15 protein-coding genes and 1 pseudogene are annotated in these 15,924 nt (G+C 63.7%); 5 read left to right on the top strand and 11 right to left on the bottom strand.

Going from position 1 to position 15,924, the window contains the following annotated elements; all coding sequences use genetic code 11:
• Positions 1-163: 163 nt before the first annotated feature.
• The 4 genes from RX328_RS14470 to RX328_RS14455 all read right to left on the bottom strand — a co-directional run bounded on the left by RX328_RS14470 (position 164) and on the right by RX328_RS14455 (position 2,618).
• The gene (locus RX328_RS14470) at positions 164-355 is read right to left on the bottom strand and encodes a hypothetical protein (protein WP_213252243.1); all 192 of its coding nucleotides are present in this window, start codon (positions 353-355) and stop codon (positions 164-166) included.
• A 120-nt stretch (positions 356-475) separates the two neighbouring features.
• Complete coding sequence (locus RX328_RS14465) at positions 476-1,381, bottom strand: S49 family peptidase (protein WP_213252242.1); 906 nt, start codon at positions 1,379-1,381, stop codon at positions 476-478.
• A gap of 249 nt (positions 1,382-1,630) precedes the next feature.
• Entirely contained in the window at positions 1,631-2,398 is a 768-nt protein-coding gene (locus RX328_RS14460) for a tRNA1(Val) (adenine(37)-N6)-methyltransferase (RefSeq protein ID WP_213252241.1), read from the bottom strand.
• Entirely contained in the window at positions 2,391-2,618 is a 228-nt protein-coding gene (locus tag RX328_RS14455) for a DUF2007 domain-containing protein (RefSeq protein WP_212420243.1), read from the bottom strand. Before RX328_RS14455 ends, RX328_RS14460 begins: the two co-directional genes overlap by 8 nt.
• Positions 2,619-2,753: 135 nt before the next feature.
• Here RX328_RS14455 and RX328_RS14450 point away from each other — a divergent pair, with 135 nt between their 5' ends.
• Positions 2,754-3,764, top strand: coding sequence for a polyprenyl synthetase family protein (locus tag RX328_RS14450; RefSeq protein WP_213252240.1), 1,011 nt, complete (start codon positions 2,754-2,756; stop codon positions 3,762-3,764).
• 215 nt (positions 3,765-3,979) lie between these two features.
• Positions 3,980-4,586, top strand: a pseudogene (locus RX328_RS14445) (LysE family translocator).
• Here the strand turns inward: RX328_RS14445 and RX328_RS14440 are convergent.
• The 3 genes from RX328_RS14440 to RX328_RS14430 all read right to left on the bottom strand — a co-directional run bounded on the left by RX328_RS14440 (position 4,583) and on the right by RX328_RS14430 (position 9,200).
• The gene (locus RX328_RS14440) at positions 4,583-5,467 is read right to left on the bottom strand and encodes a 4-(cytidine 5'-diphospho)-2-C-methyl-D-erythritol kinase (protein WP_213252239.1); all 885 of its coding nucleotides are present in this window, start codon (positions 5,465-5,467) and stop codon (positions 4,583-4,585) included. The pseudogene RX328_RS14445 and the gene RX328_RS14440 sit on opposite strands and share 4 nt — an antisense overlap.
• Before the next feature lie 27 nt (positions 5,468-5,494).
• Complete coding sequence (locus RX328_RS14435; RefSeq protein WP_213252238.1) at positions 5,495-7,276, bottom strand: tetratricopeptide repeat protein; 1,782 nt, start codon at positions 7,274-7,276, stop codon at positions 5,495-5,497.
• A gap of 265 nt (positions 7,277-7,541) precedes the next feature.
• On the bottom strand, positions 7,542-9,200 hold the full coding sequence (locus tag RX328_RS14430; protein WP_213252237.1) for an electron transfer flavoprotein-ubiquinone oxidoreductase: 1,659 nt from the start codon (positions 9,198-9,200) through the stop codon (positions 7,542-7,544).
• Positions 9,201-9,333: 133 nt separating this feature from the next.
• Between RX328_RS14430 and RX328_RS14425 the strand changes: the two genes are divergently transcribed.
• Positions 9,334-10,158 carry a uracil-DNA glycosylase gene (locus RX328_RS14425; protein WP_213252287.1) on the top strand — a complete coding sequence of 275 codons (825 nt, stop codon included), beginning with the start codon at positions 9,334-9,336 and terminating at the stop codon, positions 10,156-10,158.
• Positions 10,159-10,295: 137 nt separating this feature from the next.
• Here the strand turns inward: RX328_RS14425 and RX328_RS14420 are convergent, their stop codons facing one another.
• From RX328_RS14420 to RX328_RS14405, 4 genes are all read right to left on the bottom strand, one after another.
• On the bottom strand, positions 10,296-11,801 hold the full coding sequence (locus RX328_RS14420) for a glycosyltransferase family 39 protein (protein WP_213252236.1): 1,506 nt from the start codon (positions 11,799-11,801) through the stop codon (positions 10,296-10,298).
• Between the two features lie 80 nt (positions 11,802-11,881).
• Positions 11,882-12,673, bottom strand: a complete 792-nt coding sequence (locus tag RX328_RS14415; RefSeq protein ID WP_213252235.1) for a ribonuclease HII — start codon at positions 12,671-12,673, stop codon at positions 11,882-11,884.
• 82 nt (positions 12,674-12,755) lie between these two features.
• On the bottom strand, positions 12,756-13,205 hold the full coding sequence (locus RX328_RS14410; protein ID WP_213252234.1) for a VOC family protein: 450 nt from the start codon (positions 13,203-13,205) through the stop codon (positions 12,756-12,758).
• Between the two features lie 98 nt (positions 13,206-13,303).
• Positions 13,304-14,464, bottom strand: a complete 1,161-nt coding sequence (locus tag RX328_RS14405; RefSeq protein ID WP_213252233.1) for a PA0069 family radical SAM protein — start codon at positions 14,462-14,464, stop codon at positions 13,304-13,306.
• A 118-nt stretch (positions 14,465-14,582) separates the two neighbouring features.
• Between RX328_RS14405 and RX328_RS43590 the strand changes: the two genes are divergently transcribed.
• Both RX328_RS43590 and RX328_RS14400 read left to right on the top strand, forming a co-directional pair.
• On the top strand, positions 14,583-14,846 hold the full coding sequence (locus tag RX328_RS43590) for a DUF3551 domain-containing protein (protein ID WP_213252232.1): 264 nt from the start codon (positions 14,583-14,585) through the stop codon (positions 14,844-14,846).
• A 382-nt stretch (positions 14,847-15,228) separates the two neighbouring features.
• Positions 15,229-15,801: a glycosyl transferase gene (locus RX328_RS14400; protein WP_213252231.1), complete on the top strand. Its 573-nt coding sequence runs from the start codon at positions 15,229-15,231 to the stop codon at positions 15,799-15,801.
• Positions 15,802-15,924 lie beyond the last annotated feature (123 nt).

Raw genomic sequence — 15,924 nt, 5'->3', positions numbered from 1 at the left:
GGACCGTATCGACGCGAAGGCAGGGAATCAAGGCGATCGGGCCTTGTAGTCCTCGTGGTGAGGAGCGCGGCAGCGCCGCGCGTCCCGAACCATAAGGCCCCGATTGTGCGGCCATCCTTCGAGACGCGGGCTTACGTCCGCTCCTCGGATGAAGGCCGGAGGCTTACCCCGGCCGATAAGCGCCGGTGACGGGGTCGCGGCGCAGCGTTGGAATATCAGCCGTCTGGGTGGCCTCGGCGACGCGTGCCAAACGCGCCTCTTCCAGTTCCCTGTTGATGCGGACGGCGGTCTTGTAGGCCCATCGGACCACGGCAAGCCCACCCAGGGCACCCGCGAATGCGACTAGCGGCGGCATCGGTCGATCCTTGTCGTTCACCTGTCAGCCCCCAATGGGTGCATTGTCGCCCAAGCCGGGCTGCACCGCAATTCCGCTTTTGGGACTAAATGGCGCGGCTCGTTGACCTCCAGTTGATTTCTAGAACCCGAATTTGGCCCAAATTGCCCGGGTCTCCAGCGCCGAAATCAGCTCGTCCGGCAATCCGACGATACCGTCAGCCAGCGAGCCCGCGCCCGGCGATCTCCGGCCCAAGAGACCGGCCAGCATCCCGCTTGCCGGCGCGATGACGGGTGTCAGCACTTTGTCGCCATAGCGCTCGCGCAGCGTCGAGCGGAGATCGCCGATCTTGTCCGCAAGGCCGAGCGACACCGACCTCTCGCCCGCCCAGTACTCGCCGGTGAACAGGACATCGTCGGCCTCCTTGAGGCGCGCACCGCGGCTGCCCTTGACCAGCGCGATGAAGATGGCGTGGATCTCGCGCTGAAGCGCCTTCAGGCGAGCGACGTCATCTGGATCTTCGGGCAGGAAGGGATCCAGCATCGCCTTGTGCTCGCCTGCCGTGTAAAGCCGCCGCTCGACGCCAATCCTCTTGATCAAGTCCTGAAAGCCGAAACTGCCGCCGACCACGCCGATCGAGCCGAGGATCGAGGACGGATCGCAAAAGATCTCGTCGCCCGCGCAGGCTATCATGTAGCCGCCGGATGCCGCGACATCCTCAACGAACACCAGTACCGGCAGCTTCTTTTCCGCGGCGAGCTGCCTGATCCGCAAATAGATCTGCCGCGATTGCACGGGCGAGCCGCCGGGCGAATTGATCACCAGCGCCACCGCTTTGGCGTGTCGGATCGCGAACGCCCGTTCGAGCGTTTTGGCGATGCCGGCCAGCGTCAGGCCCGGCCGCAATGGCGTCACCGCACCGATCACGCCCGACAGGCGCACCACCGGAACGACCGCAGCGTCGCGCCGGAATTTTGCCGGAATGAATCGTTTCATCCTGTCAATGAGGCCCGGCAATCCCGTGCGATCACTAAATTGTTCACTCATGCCGTTACCTCGAATTAACCATTTTTTATCACGCCAATGTCATTGGAAAGGCCGGAACGCCTTTTGGCAGCAACGCCTTTTGCATTGCAGACGAGAGACTGCAATGGCGCAGCGGAGACTGACATGAAAATCTACCTGCTGATAATGCTCATCGGCAGCCTTCTGACCGCGATCCACTTTACGTCGGCGCCCAAACAACAGTCAGAGACGCTTCCGCAATAGCGAGTAGTTGGGAGTTGCGGGCCGACTTTACAGGTTCGCGAGCGGTAAGGTTCCCTTCCCGGCCAAAATCTCCTGCACCCTTTTCTGGGGCTGACCTTGCTCATCATTGAGCATCAGGGCGGGATGGATTTGCGTCGGCGCCCGCCCGCTCTTGGTGGCGCGAACCAGGATGCGATTGGCAGGCCCACGTGCGTCACCGTGAACCGGCAGCACCTGCAGGCTCCCAAAGCCGTGATCGAGCGCCGAGAGCACCTCGGCGATTCCGTCGGCACGCCAGATCAGCGTCAGCGCTCCCTTCGATTTGAGAATGCGCCGCCCCGCGTGAATCCATTTCGAGAGCGTCGTCGCGGTCGCCATATGCGCGGTCCCGCGTGCCGCGTCCGGCGAGACGCGATGCCGCGCCGGGTCGTTGAAGGGCGGATTCATCAGCACCGCATCGACGCTGTCAGGAAGGAGTCCGGCAGCGGCAAAGGCTGTGGCATCGGCCTCGACGTCAAGCACGATCACGTCGGCTTGAATCGCATTCGCCTCCGCATTGGCGCGCGCAAGGCCCGCCAGCACAGTATCGATCTCCACCAGAACCAGATCGACACCGGCCACGCGCCTGGCAACCGAAAGCCCCGCGACGCCGACGCCGGCGCCGAGATCGACCAAGCGGTCGCCCGGACGGGCCGCGGTCGCTGCCGCCAGTAACACCGCATCGTGACCGGCGCGATGTCCCGATTTCAGTTGCTTCAAACGCAATTGCCCGCCGAGAAACGCATCCTCGGTGAGTTCGAGAACGTGGTCAGTCATCGGGGCGCAATTCGTGAGCCAGACCCGCCTCGGCCAGCAACTGGCGGGCTGCGCGATTGTCGTCCTCATGAACCAGGATGCGGCGTGGCAGGATGCCGAGCGATCCCTCAATGACGCTCATATTCTGGTCCAGCACCAGATGATGGATATTGGCGCCGTCGAGCAGCGCGCCGACTGCCGATACCAGCACGATGTCGTTGGTCCTGACCAATTCCCGCAAGTGGTGTTCTCCTTTTCGACCCGATGCGACGACGGCACGGGGGGTCTGTCAACCGCTACGTGCCCTTGCCGCGATTGCCGGCACTTTCTATTGTAGAATAAGGATAGTGCGAATTGGCCAAAATTGGAGACCCGTGTGGCGGTTATTGTACCCTTCGAAAGCCCGTCGAACGCTTCGATAGATGCGCTGGTCGGGCTGGTCGCCGCCGACATGGAGCGGGTCAACGCCACGATCCTGTCGCGGACGGGGTCGGAAGTCACCATGATTCCGGAAGTCGCCAATCACCTGATCTCATCCGGCGGCAAACGTCTGCGCCCGATGCTGACGCTGGCGATGGCGGGCCTCGCCGGCTATTCCGGCGATGGTCACATCAAGCTCGCGGCGTCCGTCGAATTCATGCACACCGCGACGCTGCTGCATGACGACGTGGTCGACGAGAGCGAGCTGCGCCGCGGCAAGCTGTCGGCGCGGATGCTGTGGGGCAATGAGGCCAGCGTGCTGGTCGGCGACTTCTTGCTCGGTCAGGCCTTTCGCATGATGGTCGAGGTCGGCTCGCTGCGTGCGCTCGACATTCTCTCCTCGGCCGCGGCCACCATCGCCGAAGGCGAAGTGATGCAGCTTGCGGCGGCCAAGAACACCGCGACGACCGAGGACGAATACCTCGCCGTGATCAGGGGCAAGACCGCCGAATTGTTCGCCGCCGCCTGCGAAGTCGGGCCCGTGATCGCCAACCGGCCGAAGGCCGAGCAGACCGCGTGCCGCTCGGTCGGCATGAATCTCGGCATCGCATTCCAGCTCGTCGACGACGTGCTGGATTATGGCGGCAAGGCCGCGAAACTCGGCAAGAACATCGGCGACGATTTCCGCGAAGGCAAGATCACCCTGCCGGTGGTGCTGGCATTCCGCCGCGGCAATGACAGCGAGCGCAAGTTCTGGATCAAGGCGTTGGAGCGCGGCGAGATCGGCGACAGCGATCTCGATCACGCCATCGGCCTGATGACGAAGCACCGCGCGCTGGAGGACACGATCAGCCGAGCCCAGCACTACAGCGCAATGGCCGTCGACGCGCTGGCGCTATTCCCGGCCTCGCCGATGAAGAGCGCGCTGGAGCAGGTGGTGGCGTTCTGTCTGGCGCGATCGCATTGACCTCGGTCGTCATACCCCGCGGAAGCGGGGTATCCAGTACGTCGTGGCTTCTCGATGAATTACGAACGTCTCTGGAATACTGGGTCACCCGCCTTCGCGGGTGACGACAAGAATGTGTAGGATGGGTGGAGCGAAGCGATACCCTTCACTTCACGCTGTTCGCGCCGGCTGATGGGGTATCGCTTCGCTCCACCCATCCTACGACAGACATCGCATTGAACAGCACCAATTTCACATTGTTCCTCTTGGCCGCCCTTGTTATCGCCGCCGTCCCCGGCCCCGGCATCTTCTACGTCGCGGCACGAACACTGTCCGGCGGCAAGAGCGCCGGTATCGCCTCGACATTTGGAACGGCGCTTGGCGGGCTTGTGCATGTAATTGCGGGCGGGCTTGGCGTCTCGGCGCTCATCCTGGCCAGCGCCGAGCTGCGCAATCTATCTCGTGTGGCTCGGCTTCAAGACGTTTTGCGAGGCGCGCGACCTGCTGCCGCAACGGGTCATCGCCGTCGGTACACAACGGGCGTTCCGGGAAGGCGTGCTGGTCGAGGCGCTCAATCCAAAAACTGCGGCCTTTTTCCTGGCCTTCATTCCGCAATTCCTCGAGCCGGCCGGCAGCTATCCGGCGCTCCAGTTCATGGCGCTGGGCCTGATCTCGGTCGCGCTGAACACGCTTGTCGATATCATCGTGGTGATGATGGCCGCGACGGCGCGCGCCGGTCTCACGCAAAGGCCGAACCTGCTTCAGCGATTGCGGCAGGGCTCGGGACTATTCATCGCCGGCCTTGGTGTTTCGCTGGCGCTGGCGCGGCGACCCGCGAGCTAACCTAGCGTTCCCGCATGCACCCACCATCCCGGGTGATCGCGTCGGATCTGCTCCGCCGCGCGTCCGGCTTCGACGGTGTTTTCGTAGATCGCAAAGCAGGTGGCACCCGATCCGGACATCCGTGCCAGCCAGGCGCCGTTGGTCGCGTTGAGCGCTGCGATGACCTCGCCGATCACGGGCTGGACTCGCATGGCGGGTGCTTCCAGATCGTTGGAACTGGCAGCGAGCGCTTCGACCCAATCTTCCAGCGATGCCTTCTCGTCCGGCCAGCGGTCCCGCAGTAGCACGTCGGTGACGCCGACCAGCAATTCGCCGTTACGCAGGCCGAGCGCGTTGAAAACGTCGCGGGTCGCGACGGCAACGCCGGGGTTGACCATCACGCACGGCATTTTCGGCAGACTGAGCGGCTGCAGCGTTTCGCCGACGCCGGTCATGACGCAGCCGCGCGAGTTGACGCAGACCGGCACGTCGGCGCCGGTCAGTTGCGCGACCTCGACGATGCGGGGATCGTCGAGCGCGAGCCCGTTCAGCTGCGCAAGCAACCGCAGCGCCGCCGCGGCATCGGCCGAACCGCCGCCGATTCCGGCCGCCACCGGCAAGACCTTGTCGAGCGTAAAGCTGCCGGCTTTCATGTCCGGTACGCGCTCGGCCAAGAGGCGCGCGGCCTTGAGCACCAGATTGTCCGAGGTCTCGCCGCAGGCCTGCGCCAACGGTCCCGACATCTTCAAATCCAGATCCGAACCCGGCGTCAGCGTCAGCCGGTCGGCGCAATCGGCGAACGCCACCACGCTTTCGAGGTCATGGTAGCCGTCGGCACGGCGGCCATTCACCCGCAAGGTCAGATTGACCTTGGCACACGCCTTGTCATTCAACAGCGGCATTGGCGAACAGCCCCCAAAGTCCTTGCCTCAGCCACCCTTGCCGTCTTCTTTCTTCTTGTCGGCGGAAGCCGCAGAGGAAGTGTCTTCGGGCAGGCCGTTGGCAATCTTGGCTTCGATCTTCGGCAATTCCTCCGCCTCGGGTTTGAGGTCACGTGCATGGGCCCACTGGAATTTGGCTTCGAGCGTCCGCCCGACGCGCCAATAGGCATCGCCGAGATGGTCGTTGATGGTCGGATCCTCGGGCTTGAGGTCGATCGCGCGCTCGAGATGCTTTACCGCGTCTTCAAAATTGCCGATCCGGTAAAATGCCCAGCCCAGCGAATCCACGATGTAGCCGTCATCGGGGCGCTGGTCGACGGCGCGCCGGATCATCTTCATGCCTTCGTCGAGGTTGATGCCCTGGTCGATCCAGGAATAGCCGAGATAGTTCAGGACATGCGGCTGCTCGGGCTGCAGCTCCAACGCCTTGCGCATGTCGGCCTCAGCCTTGCTCCACTGCTTGGAACGCTCCAGGCAGATGCCGCGGTAATAATAGGTGACCCAGGTGTTTTTGTCGGTCACCCCGGGCATCGCGTCGATCGCCAGCGAATAGGTATTGGCGCAATCGTTGAACTTCTTGCGGCCGCGCTCGATGTTGCCGAGCGCCATGACGGCTTCGATGTCCTTTGGCGCCTCCGCGATGACGCCCTTGAGGATCTTGATCGCCTCTTCGCTGCGGTCGGCCGCGTCGAGATTGGTGGCGAGCTGGATCTGGGCGTTGCGCTTGAGCGGCGAACTGGCCGGCATGCGCTCGTAGACCTTGATCGCCATCTTCGGCTTCTTCACGGACTCGTAGAGATCGGCGAGCGACAACAGCGCCAGCGGATGATTGGGCTGCAGGTAGAGCGCGAGCTGCAGATAGACCAGCGCCAGATCCTCGCCGCCGCGGCGGGTCAGCGTGGCGCCGATGCCGTACAGCGCCTCGGCCGCGCCGGCCTGCGCCGAATCGACCAGCGCCGACATCTTTTTGCCGGCCCGGGTCTCGCGCAGGCCTTCCTGCACCAGCGGATGCCGCGGCAACTTCTTGTCGAACGCTTCGTAAATGCCGGCCGCCGCCGCGCCATCCTTGTTGCGCGACAGCCAGCGCGCATAGGCATCCGATACGCGCAGCATCGAATCGTCGAGTTTGTAGGCGCGCTCGAACCGCGCACCGGCGTCCTTGTCCTTGCCCGAGATCTCCAGGATCATACCGGTATGGAGATCCTTGAAGATCGGATACCATTCCGGTCCGGTCAGCTTGTCGATATTGGCAACCGCCGCCTTGGCATCGCCTGCACCGTAGCTCGCCCATCCCGACAGCAGCGTCGCCACGAGGTCGGTGATCGGTCCGCGGATCGACTGGTTGATGTTGAGCTGAGCGGCCGCGTATTTCTTCTGCTTGAGGTCGCGAACGCCGACCACCAGACGCGCGACGCGGTTCGCCTTATCCATCGTCAGGATGCGATCAGCGAGCTTGACCGCTTCATCGATGTCGCCATCGGCAAGCGAAGAGATGAAAGCGCGGTCCAGCAGTTCGTTGTTCTTCGGATCGGTGCGCAGAGCGGAGCGATAGAATGCCGCAGCCGAGGCCGCATCGCGCTCGACGCTGGCGTGGCGTGCGGCGAGATAGCTGCCTGCCGTCGTCAGCGACTTCAGATCGGATTTGGTGGGGAATTGCGCGGCGTTGTCGGCCGTATGTTCGGGCGTCTGGGCCCAGGCCACGCCGGGGGCGGCCAGGCTGGCAACAGTTATTGCGGCGATGGTCCAACGATTCATACGAGTGGAAAGCATCACGTTCGCCTAGCTCCAGGATGTATGGCGGGATCGTTACGATCGGTCTCGAATGCAAACCCAAGCGGCGGCATCTCGGGCAGCGACAATGCCGCTTTTGGCCCTCAACCGCAAGGATACGGGTTGGCGAATCGATCGGCAGATTAGGCCCTTAGGGCTCCGATTTAGCCAGCCCAACCGGGAAACGCTTTTACTGTGGCAGTATCGTGGCCTGAGGCGGTATCACCCTCCTCCAGCTCACGCAATCGTGGTCTATACGGCCTCTCTACATGCCCTGGTAATTCGGCCCGCCGCCGCCTTCCGGCGGAACCCAGGTGATATTGCCGTTGGGGTCCTTCACATCGCAGGTTTTGCAGTGGACGCAGTTCTGGGCGTTGATCTGGAAGCGCGGATCTGAGGCCTCCTCGACCCATTCATAGACCCCGGCCGGGCAATAGCGGTTCGACGGACCGGCATAGACATCGTGCTCGGACGTCTTCTGCAGGTTCATGTCGGCGACCTTGAGATGAACCGGCTGATCCTCCTCATGGTTTGTGTTGGAGAGGAACACCGAGGACAGCTTGTCGAAGGTAAGCTTGCCGTCCGGCTTGGGATAGGCGATCGGCGCATGCGCCTTGGCCGGATCCAGCGTCTTGCGGTCGGGCTTGGCGTGCGACTGGGTACCGAACAGCGAAAAGCCCAGCGTGTTGCACCACATGTCGAAGCCGCCGAGCGCCACGCCGATGATGGTGCCGAATTTCGACCACAGCGGCTTGACGTTGCGGACCTTGTGCAGGTCTCGGCCGACCGAGGAATCCCGCCAGGCGTTTTCGTATTCCACCAGTTCGTCATTGGCGCGGCCGGCGCCAAGCGCCGCCGCAACGTATTCCGCAGCGAGCATGCCGCTGCCCATCGCGTTGTGCACGCCCTTGATGCGCGGCACATTGACAAAACCCGCCGCGCAGCCGATCAGCGCGCCGCCCGGGAAGCTCAGCCGCGGCACCGACTGATAGCCGCCCTCGGTGATGGCGCGCGCACCATAGGAAATGCGCTTGCCGCCGTCGAACACGGTTCGAATGGCGGGATGGGTCTTGAAGCGCTGGAATTCGTCGAACGGCGAGAGATACGGATCGTTGTAGTTGAGATGCACGACGAACCCGACCGCCACCTTGTTGTCGTCGTAATGATAGAGGAACGAGCCGCCGCCGGTCTTATTGTTGAGCGGCCAGCCGAACGAATGCTGGATCAGGCCCTTCTGGTGCTTGGCGGGATCGATCTCCCAGACTTCCTTCAGCCCGATGCCGAATTTCGACGGCTCGCATTTGGCATCGAGCGAGTATTTCGCGATCAGTTCCTTGCTCAGACTGCCGCGCGCACCTTCGGCGAACAGCGTGTATTTCCCGAGCAGCTCCATGCCGCGGGTATAGGAGTCCTTGTGGCTGCCGTCCCTGGCGATGCCCATGTCGCCGGTCGCGACGCCACGCACTGCGCCATTATCGTCGTACAGCACCTCGACGGCGGCAAACCCCGGATAGATTTCGACGCCGAGCGCCTCGGCCTTCGGCGCCAGCCAGCGGCAGACGTTACCGAGCGAGCCGATATAGCAGTGATGATTGTTCATCAGCGGCGGCATGGCGAAGTTCGGCAGCCGGATCGCGCTGGTTGCGGTGGTCCAGTAGAAGCGATCGTCCTTGACCTCTGTCTTCAGCGGGCAATCGGCGTCCTCACGCCAATCCGGAATGAGCTTATCGAGCGACACCGGATCGATCACCGCGCCCGACAGGATGTGGGCGCCGACCTCGGAACCCTTCTCCACCACGACGATGCTGAGATCGGCATTGAGCTGCTTCAGCCGGATCGCCGCAGCCAGCCCTGACGGCCCGGCGCCGACGATCACGACGTCGAATTCCATGGATTCGCGAGGAGGAAGTTCTTCTGCACTCATGATCTGATCTCAGCCCAATTGAGAACGGCTCTAAAGGCTCGTTGTTTCCGATTTTTGCGGGGAGGACAACCATGGAAATGCAACGCGAGGCGTTTCACGCCGGCTCGATCCATATTAGATTGGCATCATGGATTTGATCCCCGAACCCGCGCCTAATATCAGGCAATTGCTGGCTTTTTATCTGGAGGCCGGAGTCGATTGCGCGTTGATGGAGGAACCAGTCGATCGGCTGACCGAGCCCGACGCTCCTGTCGCCCCCGTCGCTGTCCGCGAGACCGCCCCACCCCGCCCCGTCAGGGAAATGCCCGCCACCATGCAGGCAGTTCCGCGCAGCGAAATAGCGCCCGCGCCGGAGGCGGCCATCGCTCTCGCGCGCGAGGCGGCGCGAACGGCGCCGACGCTGGACGCGCTGCGTACGCTCCTGGAAACTTTCGAGGGCTGCGCGCTCCGAAACACCGCGACGCGGCTGGTGTTTGCCGACGGCAATCCCAAGGCGCGCATCATGTTCGTCGGCGAAGCCCCCGGACGCGACGAAGACATCGAGGGCCTGCCCTTCGTCGGACGTTCCGGCAAGTTGCTGGACCGGATGATCGCCACAATCGGACTAGATCGCAGCAAGGCCTACATCGCCAACGTGATCCCCTGGCGGCCGCCCGGCAACCGGACGCCAACGCCGCAGGAGACGCAAGTCTGCCTGCCATTCATCCAGCGGCAGATCGAACTCGTGAACCCCGACATACTGGTGACGCTCGGCAACCCATCGACGCAAACGCTGCTGTCGACCCGCGATGGCATCATGAAGACCCGCGGCAGATGGTTCGACTACGACACCGGCACCCGCACGATCCGCGCCATGGCGACGTTCCACCCGGCCTATTTGTTGCGCTCGCCGTCCTACAAGCGGATGTCCTGGCAGGACCTGCGCGCGATTGCGAAGGCGCTGGAGCAACTAAGTTAGCTCGTGTCCCGGACGCGGTGCAGCGCCTCTCGGCGCCGCACCGCAGAGCCGGGACCTATAGCAGCGCAAGACAATGGCCCCGGATCAGCAGCGCATCACTTTCGTGCTGCGCAGCATCCGGGGCACGGAATTCGCAGCTAAGGCGCCTTCGGCCGCACGATCGCCCAGCCGACCCGCAGCAATGGCAACCGGCCGTTCACCATCCATTCGAACGCGCGCGGCACTTCCGGCACCAGGCCCGGAAAGCGTTGCGCGATGTCGGGCGGCGGCGTCCCTGAAGTGTCGGAGGCGCGCCAGACCACGACACCGCCGGTCTCGCTGAATTTCGCGACCGACAGCCATGGGGTTCGCTCCGGCGTGGAATCGAGCAACAGATGCGGACGCCCGCTGCTCATCGCGATCAAGCTCGCCAGTTGCGGATCGCCGGCGACGGCGCGCAGGCGCTGGTTGGTCCGGCGCTCAAAGCTGTCGCCGAAGAAATGCGCAATGGCTGTTGCCGGCAGCGAGGTCGGCACCTCGTTCGCGGTCCACGGCAAAAACAGCGTCGCCGCAATCGTCGCCAAGGCAGGCGCGGCAACCGCGCCCGCCCATACCGTCCGCAACAGCCGCTGGCGCCGCAGATGGATCAGATCGCCGCTCGCGACGATTACGGCAAGCCCCGACAACAGCAAGGCGACGCCCGCCCCGCCGACGACATGATCGAGGTTGAAGATGCCCGCGATCAAACTTCCGAGCAGCGCCGGCGCAAGCGCAAAGAAATAGACGAACTGGCGCGCCAGCGGATCGACCGGCGGCCGGTAGATGATCGGCGCCTCCCCTGCATTGCGGGCGAACCAGCCGGAGTTGAGGATCGCCAGCAGCACGATGGCGGACATTGCGAGCACGAGGCCAACGAGCAGCCAGCCCCACTGCAGGACGCGCGCGCCGAGATCGGAAATCGCCGGCCACGGCGGCATCGCGAGCGCGTCGGCGCGAAGCACCCAGATCAGATAGGGTAACACCAGGACGGCGATCACGAGCAGCGCATAGAGCGGATCGAGCGACATCAGCACGCGCCGCCCCCGCGCGGTGGCAACGGCAAATCCGGCGAGCAGCAGCAGCAATCCGAGGGCGGCCGGCGTCGTCAGCAGCAAAAGCCCGGCTTCGATCGACCAGGCGAACCAGGCGTTGTGCCGGTTCTGGCCGATCAACTGCCAGGAATGCAGCAAAAGCAGCGCCCATAGCGGGCGCGCCAGCACCAGCGGGCCGAACTCGACGCCGGGCGAGCTGAAGGCCACCACCGTCATCGACAGCAAGACCGCGAGCACCGCCTGTTGCCCGCCGACAATCGCGCGGGCCAGCTGATAGTAACTCCAGAAGGTGACGACGGCGCAGATCTGCGCCAACAGATAGACGCCGAACATATGGTTGCCCGCTGCGCGAAACGCGATGTCGGCGAGCCAGAACGCCAGCGGCGGACCGAGCCAGGTTCCGACCTGGTATTCCCGGCCAAAGGCCAGCACGGTCGCAAGGTCGCCGGGCGGGCTGCGGTACAGCAGCATCGGCAGGATCAGCCAAAGTGCGGCCTGGACCAACACCACGAGCCAGACTACCAGCCGCGGCCGGGCGCGGATCAGTTCGACAACGAGCGAGGTGAAGCGCATGAAACGTCCGAATGCCGGGCCGGGCAGCCCTGTCCTGGGGGACGTTTGATAGAGTGGACGAGGCGCCGAGGCAACCGGCGTCAGATCGTGGCGGAGATATCGGAAGTGACCTCCCCGTCCACGCTGAAGAGATCAGGTTCGACTGTCTCTTCGACCGTCTCGGGATAATGTTTCAACCGCGCGGCAATGACGGGTGCGAAAAAGCGGCGATGGTGGATGCTTGGGCCTAACCGGTCCAACGCCTCGCGATGTTCCGGCACGGCGTAGCCCTTGTGGCTTTCGAAGCCGTAGCCCGGGCAATCCAGCGCCAAGGCGCTCATCAAGCGGTCGCGCGTCACTTTGGCGATGATCGAGGCGGCTGCGATCGACATGACAATGCCGTCGCCGCCGATCACCGCCTCGCAGTCGCAGGGCGCATCGATCTTGTCGCGGCCATCGACGAACACGTGCTTCGGCATTTCGGGCAGCGCGTGCACGGAACGCGCCAGCGCCCAGAGCGAAGCGCGCAAGATATTGTCGCGGTCGATCCGCGCGGGTGAGGCAAAGGCGACCGCAAACGACGAGGTCGCGCAGATCTCCTCGAACAATTCCTCGCGGCGTTCGGGCGTCAGCCGCTTGGAATCGTCGATGCCTTTGGGGATTCGCTTGGGATCGAGGACGACCGCGGCCGCTACCACCGGACCTGCCAGCGGACCGCGCCCGGCCTCGTCGCAGCCGGCGACAGGCCAGACGCCGCGCTTGATCAGCGCCCGCTCGCGGCGAAAGCTCGGCGGGGCGACTGCGATCACGCCCTTCGGCAGCTCGGCCTGTTCCTTGCCGGCTTTCTTGTCCGATTTCCCGTCGGGTTTTTTGGTGGATTTGTCCCGAATCATGGCCGGGATTCGTGCGCCAGCGCGCGGCGGCGCGCAACCGGGAACCCGGCACAATTCCCGTTATTCAACCCTATACTTGTGCCTAATCCGGCAGATGCACCCGCCGGTCCTCGCCGACCTCGATGCCGGGCGCGACCACGACTTCCCAAATGTGGTTGTCGGGATCGCCGAAATAGCCGCAGTAGCCGCCGTAGTCGGTCTTGTGCGCGGGCTTCAACAGTGACCCGCCGCAGGAGATTGCGAAATCGAGTGCCGTGTCGACCTCCTCGACCGAGCTGCAATTCCAGGCGAGCGTGGTGCCGCGAAAGGTTTTCGGCCGCGGCTGATCGGGCAGCGTGGCGTCGCGGGCGAGCTGGTCCCACGGGTAGAGCGCGATCACGGTGCCGCCGGTATCGAAGAATGCCACCGCCTCGCCGGTTGCGCGCATTTTTCGGGCAAAGCCGAGCGCATCATAAAAGGCGATGCTGGCGCGCATGTCGCTAACACCAAGCGTGATGACCGTGAAGCGGGGGACTGGCTTACCAGTACTCATGCATTCTCCGTCCGTCATTGCGAGAGCGATGACGCAATCCAGGCCTCTCTGCGGAGGATGGAGTGATGTGTCGCTTCGATCGCAATGATGACAACCACCTAGAATAGACTAAGTTGCTGTCCGTTCCGCTTCGGCTTGACGAAATGATTTGTCGTCAGTTTCGAACGCCGCTTGTTGAGGCCGAGCTTCTCGCAGGCGATTTCGAACCGCCGCCCGATCATCCAGGCCATCGGGCCGGTACCCTTCATCCGCGTACCCCATTGCGAGTCGTAGTCGCGCCCGCCGCGCATGTCGCGGATCAAGGTGAAGACGTGACGATAGCGGTCGGGATAGTTTGCCATCAGCCACTCGCGAAAGAGGTCGCGCACTTCGAGCGGCAGCCGCAGCAGCACGTAACTCGCTTCCTTGACGCCGGCGTGAGCCGCGGCATCGAGAATGCGTTCGATCTCGGAATCGTTCAACGCTGGAATAACGGGTGCGACCATCACGGTCGCGGGGATGCCGGCCTGCGACAATTGCCGCAGCGCCTCCAGCCGCTTCGGCGGCGTCGAGGCGCGCGGCTCCATCGTGCGGGCGAGCTTAGGGTCGAGCGTGGTCACGGAAATCGCGACCTTTGCCAAATTGCGCTTCGCCATTCGCTGTAGAATATCGATGTCGCGTGTCACCAGCGCCGATTTGGTCACGATGCCGACGGGATGACCGGCTCGATCGAGCACTTCGAGAATGCCGCGCATGATTTTGTGTTCGCGCTCGATCGGCTGATAGGGATCAGTGTTGGTGCCGATCGCGATCATGCGCGGCTCATAACCGGGCGCCGCCAGTTCTTTCTCCAGCAGTTCCGGCGCGTCCGGCTTGGCGAGCAATTTGGATTCGAAATCGAGTCCGGGCGACAGGCCGAGGAAGGCGTGGGTCGGCCGCGCGAAGCAGTAGACGCAGCCATGCTCGCATCCGCGATAGGGATTGATCGAACGATCGAAACCGATGTCGGGCGAGTCGTTGCGGGTGATGACCTTGCGCGAGGTATCCAGCGAGACCGTGGTCTTGAACGGCGGCAGGTCGTCCAGACTCTGCCAGCCATCGTCAAAGGCGACCCGCGCCTCGGCTTCGAACCGGCCGCTGTCGTTGGACTGCGCGCCGCGGCCGCGTCGCCGCTGCCGTTCGATGGCGACCGCGAGCTCGGGAAAAGGTGTCGCACCCGCCGGCTCGGAGGGCGCCGTGACCGGCGGGTGCTTGAGGGCATGAGAGGATGCTCGGCTCATGAAGCGAACATAGCACACATTGAGAACAAATCAAGAACGTACATTTTTGCGTGTGCCGGGGGTAACGGCAGCAGACCGCCCTCGTAACTCGAAGAGTACAAACCCAGGGAGGGTGCAGATGCGTCTGCTCACTTTGGCTGCCGCGACCATGTCGCTTGCAGCATCATTCACCTTCGCGGGCACGCTGCCAAGCCATGCTGATGCCAATTGGCCAGTTTGCTCCCGGACTTATGGGACGAATGACGGGCTGCGTTGCGATTTCCAGAATTTCCAACAGTGCCGCGCCCATGTCAGCGGCATGACGGGAAGCTGCCTCGAGAATCCTCGAGCGAGCCAGAGTTCTGGAGCATCGCGTTCAAGGCGAAAACCGCTATCCAACTAAAGTCACGGGGCGGAGGCGCCGTTTCGCCCCTGCAGCGCCGCTAACTGGCGCATTAGTCGCGGCCGGCATCGTGCCGGGCAGCGCCGGCGCCAGCGCGGCCGTTTGCGCTCAAACACCTATGGCAAAAGCGAGGGACTTGCCTGCAATTGTGCCACTTACGAGGAGGGCCGCCGGGCCGTCAGCGCTTCGCCAGCAGTTGCATCGACAACGCCAACCTTCGGGTGGTCTGAAGCTGAGGCCGCGCAGAAAAGCGGGGAGGACGCTGGCAGGGGCCGTCTGCGATGGGCTTGCCGCAAAAAACTGCAGCAGGATGGCTGATTTGAATGTGACAAGGTGGTAACAAGCGGCGTTTTTCACCGTTTGAGCCAGCGAAGTCTCATCCATGTTGAGCGTTATCATCCCGACCGAGGGAATAGAACAACCCGCCGTTGCCACGCTGGCAGCGCTGGTGCCGGGAGCCGCAGCCGGCGTCATCCGCGAAGTGCTGTTGGTAGACGGAACCGGTAACGGCGTGATCGAACGGGTGGCCGACGTGGCCGGCTGTCGCTTTCTCAGGTTTGAGGGAACACGCGCCGCGGCATTGGCCGCCGGCGCGCGGGCGGCGCGCTCGCCATGGCTGATGTTCCTGCACGCCGGCGCGGTGCTCGACAGCGGCTGGATCGACGAGACCACGCAGTTCATCCAAAACGTATCGAGCAGCGGCCGGCCGCGCGCCGGAGTGTTTCGCTATGCCCGCTCGCCCTATGCTGACACGCGACTGCGCGACGGCTTCAAATTCGTCGCCCGCATGATCGCCGGGCCATCGGCGGAACAGGGGCTCCTGATCGCCCGCGATCATTATGAGCGGCTTGGCGGCTACCGGCCGGATGCCCGCCGCTCAGAGACGCGATTGCTGCGCCAACTCGGTCGCTCGGCGCGCACCCAGTTGCGCAGCCGGATTATCGTCGTCGCATAGCTTCGGCAGTACGGCGGTAGATCGCAGCGCCCACAGCCAAAATCGCGAAAACAACCCCATGCAAAGTAGCATCGATCGCGACGCGCGCGGCTTGTGTCGGGGCACAAGAAGAATGTCCCGCCG

The sequence above is a fragment of the Bradyrhizobium sp. sBnM-33 genome, assembly GCF_032917945.1.
In the GTDB taxonomy this organism is placed as follows: domain Bacteria; phylum Pseudomonadota; class Alphaproteobacteria; order Rhizobiales; family Xanthobacteraceae; genus Bradyrhizobium.
This window is presented reverse-complemented; position numbering and strand designations above follow the sequence as displayed.

What these genes read in the sequence shown, in the direction of transcription:
- RX328_RS14470 (WP_213252243.1), bottom strand. Translation starts at nt 355, where the DNA reads ATGCCGCCGCTAGTCGCATTCGCGGGTGCCCTGGGTGGGCTTGCCGTG.
- RX328_RS14465 (WP_213252242.1), bottom strand. Translation starts at nt 1,381, where the DNA reads ATGAGTGAACAATTTAGTGATCGCACGGGATTGCCGGGCCTCATTGAC.
- RX328_RS14460 (WP_213252241.1), bottom strand. Translation starts at nt 2,398, where the DNA reads ATGACTGACCACGTTCTCGAACTCACCGAGGATGCGTTTCTCGGCGGG.
- RX328_RS14440 (WP_213252239.1), bottom strand. Translation starts at nt 5,467, where the DNA reads ATGCCGCTGTTGAATGACAAGGCGTGTGCCAAGGTCAATCTGACCTTG.
- RX328_RS14435 (WP_213252238.1), bottom strand. Translation starts at nt 7,276, where the DNA reads ATGCTTTCCACTCGTATGAATCGTTGGACCATCGCCGCAATAACTGTT.
- RX328_RS14430 (WP_213252237.1), bottom strand. Translation starts at nt 9,200, where the DNA reads ATGAGTGCAGAAGAACTTCCTCCTCGCGAATCCATGGAATTCGACGTC.
- RX328_RS14420 (WP_213252236.1), bottom strand. Translation starts at nt 11,801, where the DNA reads ATGCGCTTCACCTCGCTCGTTGTCGAACTGATCCGCGCCCGGCCGCGG.
- RX328_RS14415 (WP_213252235.1), bottom strand. Translation starts at nt 12,673, where the DNA reads ATGATTCGGGACAAATCCACCAAAAAACCCGACGGGAAATCGGACAAG.
- RX328_RS14410 (WP_213252234.1), bottom strand. Translation starts at nt 13,205, where the DNA reads ATGAGTACTGGTAAGCCAGTCCCCCGCTTCACGGTCATCACGCTTGGT.
- RX328_RS14405 (WP_213252233.1), bottom strand. Translation starts at nt 14,464, where the DNA reads ATGAGCCGAGCATCCTCTCATGCCCTCAAGCACCCGCCGGTCACGGCG.
- RX328_RS43590 (WP_213252232.1), top strand. Translation starts at nt 14,583, where the DNA reads ATGCGTCTGCTCACTTTGGCTGCCGCGACCATGTCGCTTGCAGCATCA.
- RX328_RS14400 (WP_213252231.1), top strand. Translation starts at nt 15,229, where the DNA reads ATGTTGAGCGTTATCATCCCGACCGAGGGAATAGAACAACCCGCCGTT.